The sequence below is a fragment of the Streptomyces sp. NPDC005899 genome, from assembly GCF_040629645.1.
Lineage (GTDB): Bacteria > Actinomycetota > Actinomycetes > Streptomycetales > Streptomycetaceae > Streptomyces.
Genome location: NZ_JBEXWB010000463.1, coordinates 1 through 4,001 on the forward strand (window position 1 = coordinate 1; position 4,001 = coordinate 4,001).

General features: G+C 73.9%; 3 protein-coding genes. All 3 read right to left on the reverse strand.

The features are described 5' to 3' along the window. On the reverse strand, positions 1-796 hold a 796-nt coding region (locus ABZ371_RS29905), incomplete at its 3' end, for a hypothetical protein (protein WP_358685450.1). After that, positions 796-2,076: a VWA domain-containing protein gene (locus ABZ371_RS29910; protein ID WP_358685452.1), complete on the reverse strand. Its 1,281-nt coding sequence runs from the start codon at positions 2,074-2,076 to the stop codon at positions 796-798. The genes ABZ371_RS29910 and ABZ371_RS29905, both read right to left, overlap by 1 nt. Before the next feature lie 71 nt (positions 2,077-2,147). Continuing rightward, positions 2,148-3,629 (reverse strand): xylulokinase, encoded by a 1,482-nt coding sequence (gene xylB, locus ABZ371_RS29915; RefSeq protein WP_358685454.1) that lies wholly within the window; start codon positions 3,627-3,629, stop codon positions 2,148-2,150. Positions 3,630-4,001 lie beyond the last annotated feature (372 nt).

Consider the following 4,001-nt stretch of genomic DNA (forward strand, 5'->3'; position numbering starts at 1 on the left):
GGCCGCCGCCACGGGTGAGGCGGTAGCCGAACACGCCCGCCAGGGCGGCGAGCACGCCGCCGCCGGCGGTCCAGAGCCAGCGGGTGGTCCACCAGCCGGAGGCCCAGCCGTCCTCCGGCTCGCTGCTGAGCCGGGCGCCGTCCTGGGCGGAGGTGACGGACACGCCCGGGACCAGCGGTTCGGAGAGGGTGCCGTCCACGTCGTGCCCGCCGCCCATGTCGGCCGAGGTGACCCGCATCTCGGCACGGACCGGCAGGCCCAGGTCCTCCTCCGCCAGTCCCACCACGGTCAGGCGCAGGTAGTAGCTGCCCGGCAGCGGGTCGTTCGCCCACGGCTCGGACCAGGCGCGCACGGTGCGCAGCACGCAGGACAGCTCGACGGTCTTCGCGTCGGGTGCCGCCTTCCTGGTCTGGTGGCCGTACATGCAGGCCTGCCTGCGGCGCAGCCCGTCGTACACGTCGACCTGCCAGGTCGAAGCACCGTGGCGGGTGGCGCTGTCCGGCAGGGTGATTTTCGCCCTGACGGTGGGCCGTTGACCGGCGTCGGCGGGGACGGCCCAGTACAGGTAGTCACCCGTGGAGGCGTCGGCCGTGCCGGTCTGCTCCTGCTGGAGGGGCGTGGCGGTGCGGAACGTGGTGCCCGCCTCCGTCGGTCCGGCACTCTCCGCGCCGTCCGGGCTCGCCCCGGGCGACGGGTCGTCCGCCGCGGCCGCGCCGGCCGAGGTGAGCAGGGTGACTCCGGTGAGCAGGGCGACCGCGCAGGCGCGCCCCAGCCGGTTCATGCGGGGAACACGCATCAGTTGGTCCTCCATACGGCGACGCGCCAGCGTGAGATCCAGCCGAACAGCAGACCGGCGACCAGGCCGGTCAGCACCATGGCGCCCAGCAGCCACCAGCCGCGGCCCAGGCCGAACGCGGCGACGTCGGACGCCTCGTCGGGGCCGTCCACGACGTCGATGGTCAGCTCGACGGGCATGCCCGGGGTGGTCTTCACGGACGCGGGCGCCGAGAAGGAGTTGGAGAGCTGGAGGCAGACGGCCTCGGCGGCCGGCTTCACGTCGGAGTCACCGGCGCCGTCCTGGTCGGGCTTGGGGTAGCGCAGTCCGGCGGAGACGGCGTCCGTACGTCCGGTGCCGGATTCCGCGCCGCGGACGATCTCGCGCCCGCGGGTGGTCACGGCACGCAGCAGGACGCCGTAGTCGTCGTTCACCGCGCGGTCGGCCGAGACGCTGACCGAGGCGCGCAGCTCCTGGCCGGGCAGGACGTCCACGCGGTACCAGCGGTGCTTGCCGAACTCCTGGCGGTCCGTGTAGAGGCCGGGCTCCAGCCGCGGGGCCGCGGAACAGCTGCCCGTGCCCTCGGTGGCCACCGGGGTGACGGTGGGCTCGGCGGCCCGGTCAACCAACTGCTTCACCCTGCCGGAGAGTTCGTCCGTGTGCTGGACCGCCGTGTAGGTGCCGCCGGTGGCTTCGGCGATGCACGTCAGCTGCTGGCGGATCTTGGCGTTCGGCACCAGGCCGAGCGTGTCGATCACCAGGTGGATCCCGCGTGCGGCGATGTCGCGGGCCACCTCGCACGGGTCGAGCGGGCCGCACGTGTCCTCGCCGTCGGTGATCAGCACGATCCGGCGGGTGGAGTCCCCTCCCTCGAGGTCGTCGGCCGCGCCGAGCAGGGCGGGGCCGATGGGGGTCCAGCCGGTGGGCGCGAGGGTGGCGACCGCCGTCTTGGCCTCCGTACGGTCGAGGGGGCCGACCGGGTAGAGCTGCTCGGTGTCCTTGCAGCCGACCTTCCGGTCGTCGCCCGGATACTCGGCGCCGAGCGTCCGGATGCCGAGCAGCACCTCTTCCGGCACCGCGTCGAGGACGTCGTTGAACGCGTGTTTGGCGGCCGAGATGCGGGACTGGCCGTCGATGTCCCGGGTGCGCATGGATCCGCTGACGTCGAGGACGAGTTCGACCTTCGGTGACGTGGCGGCGGAGGGTTCGTCGGCGGCGGCCGGCAACGCGGTGCCGAGTCCGGCGGCCAGGGTGGCGAGCAGAACGCACACCCCGGCCGTCAGCCGTTTTCTTATGATCATCGGCGGATCCTATTGAAGATCCGCGGTCTTCCCCAAAACCGGTGCGGCGGACGCTGTTCGGGGTCCGGGGCTCACCCGCCGAGCAGTGGACCGGCCGCCCGGTCCAGCACCGAGCCGACGCGCTCCCAGGTCTCCGTGTCCCGTTCCACCGCCGGCATGTGGTCGTCCTCGGCCTTCGCGTTCCAGCGGGTGGCCACGGCGACGGGGTCGCCGCCGCCCGCGGCCGACGCGGCGAGCGCGGCGGCACCGAGCGCGACCAGCTCGCCGCTGCCGGGCACGATCAGGGGCCTGCCGGAGAGCCGGCGCACCGTCTCCACCCAGGTGCGGCCCTGGGCGCCGCCACCGATCAGCCGCAGGGGCCGCCCGGCCACCTCGGGATCGGCCGGGTCGAGGCCGCAGGCCAGCAGCAGTTCGTCCAGGGCGCGCAGCACCGTGTACGCGGCCCCCTCGTAGGCGGCGCCGAGCAGCTGCTGCGGCGTCGTGTCGTGCCGGAGTCCGGTGAGGAGGCCGGAGGAGGTGGGCAGGTCCGGGGTCCGCTCGCCGTCCAGGTAGGGCAGGAGGACGGCCTCGCCGCCGGGTGTCGCGTCGTCGCGGTGCAGGCCCAGCAGGGTGGCCACCCGGTCGACGGCCAGGGTGCAGTTCAGCGTGCAGGCCAGCGGGAGGTAGGTGCCGTCGGCCGCGGCGAAGCCGGAGAGCGCGGCGGAGGCCGGCCGGGCCCGGGACGCGGCGAAGACCGTCCCCGAGGTGCCGAGGCTGAGGACCGGGTGGTCCAGGAGCCCGGCGCCGCCGAGCCCGAGGCCGACGGCCGCGCTCATGTTGTCCCCGGTGCCGGCCGCCACGGCGATCCCGGCGGGCAGTCCGAGTGCCTCCGCCGCGGCGGGGGTCAGGCTGCCGATCCGGGTGCCGCCCGTGGCGGCGACCGGCGCCAGCATGGAGGTGTCGAGGCCGAGCAGGTCGAGCAGTTCGGGGTCGTAGGCACCCGTTCTCGTCGAGTACCAGCAGGTGCCCGAGGCGTCGCCCGGGTCGGTCGCCGCGGTGCCCGCGAGCCGCTCGGTCAGGAAGTCGTGCGGCAGGCGTACGGAGACGGCCGCCTCGGCGGTCGCCGGCTCGTTCTCCCGCAGCCACTGCCACTTCGTGGCGGTCATCGACGCGACCGGCACCGTGCCGGTCCGTGCGGTCCAGGCGCCGGCGCCCCCCAGGGCGGCGGTCAGCGCCGCGGCCTGCGGGGCGGAGCGGGTGTCGTTCCACAGCAGCGACGGGCGCAGCGGCCGCCCGGAGCCGTCCAGGACCACGAGTCCGTGCTGCTGCCCGGCGACGGCGATGCCGGTCACGGACGACGCGGAGAGGCCGGACTCCTTGAGGCCGGCCGCGACGGCGTCGCACAGTGCCTGCCACCACACCTCGGGGTCGGTCTCGCGGGCACCGCCCGCACCCGTGACCACGTGCGGGGCGCGGCCGACGGCGAGCAGCTCGCCGGTCTCGGCGTCGGTGACTGCCGCCTTGGTGGACTGGGTGGAACTGTCCACGCCGATGACGACGGAACGCGGCGGCATGGGCTACCTCTTCTCGTGCTCGGTACAGGGGGCATGCGGACGCGGGCCCCGCGGGTGTCGACCCTGCGGGGACCGGCGGTGCGCATGCGGGTTTTGGACGTGCGACAAACAAATTACGTGATGAGAGGCCTGTGGGCCAGAGGTGGCCCCGGTTCCATACGCGAGGGTTTACGTCACACAGGGGCCCCGTGCATAATTAGTCATGGCACTGAACAAATAGGTCCGGCCGAACCGGCCGGTGCCGGACCCGACGCACGCGAAGGCGGACAGACGATGACGGACCGTTTCACCCCCACCCCTGACGACAGGTTCACCTTCGGTCTGTGGACCGTGGGCTGGCGTGGCAACGACCCGTTCGGTGAGCCGACCCGG